This window comes from Streptomyces sp. WM6386 (assembly GCF_000972385.1).
Taxonomy (GTDB): domain Bacteria; phylum Actinomycetota; class Actinomycetes; order Streptomycetales; family Streptomycetaceae; genus Streptomyces.
The window spans coordinates 1-802 of record NZ_JXTE01000293.1; the positions used below are offsets into that span (position 1 = coordinate 1).

Consider the following 802-nt stretch of genomic DNA (forward strand, 5'->3'; position numbering starts at 1 on the left):
GCGTCCGACGGCTCGATCATGGACATGACCTTCCTGACGATGGGCAGGGACGCCTGAGGGGGGCGCCGCTCGGGTCGAGGGGGGCAAAACCGTGGTGCAGGAAACGGACCCTGCGCCGGTGAGTCTGGGCAGCGCGACCTGCGTATGGCTAAAGCCACGAGCGAGCGGCCGTTTCGGCGCTCGGGGGAAGGCCGGGGCCGCGGGGCCGAAGCGGGCCCGGCCCGGCAGTGGCAGGGACAAGGAATGCCTGCGGCGCAACTTGCTGCCATCGCCATGTACTTGGCCCAGGCCTGCGGGGTGGCGAGGCTGGTGCGCAGTCCGGTGGGGCCGCCCGCCTCCCGAAGCACCACCGGACCCGTGACGCCGGGCACCATCGGCCCGCCCTACCGAGGAGCCGACCATGTCCCAGCACGCAGTCCTCGGCGCTCTGGACACCACTGCCGTCGCCCGGCGCCTGGTCCGCAGCGAGCACCCGCGCAGCGCCCCGGCCGGTGAACAGCACTTCGTCCTGCGCGACGACATGCCGCTCGGGCTCCCGCTGTTCAACGACACCCCGGGCCTGCACGACCCCCTGGTCTTCGTGGAACTGGTCCGCCGGGCCGGCCTGCACGTCGGGCACCGTCACTTCGGGGTGCCGGTCCAACGGCCCGCGCTGTTCTACCGGTTCGCACTGCGCCTGTCCGATCCCGCCGTCTGGCAGGACTCCGCCGAGGGCGCCCGGCTGGCTCTGGAGATGCGGGCCGAGCCGACCCGGACGGTGGCCGGTGTGCCGCGCAGCCTGCGGCTGGGCGGGACCTTGCGG

The 802-nt window shown here is 73.4% G+C and carries 1 pseudogene; it reads left to right on the forward strand.

Features of this window, described 5'->3' with window-relative positions:
* Nucleotides 1-400: 400 nt before the first annotated feature.
* Nucleotides 401-802, forward strand: a pseudogene (locus tag TN53_RS41305) (AfsA-related hotdog domain-containing protein); the annotation flags it as partial.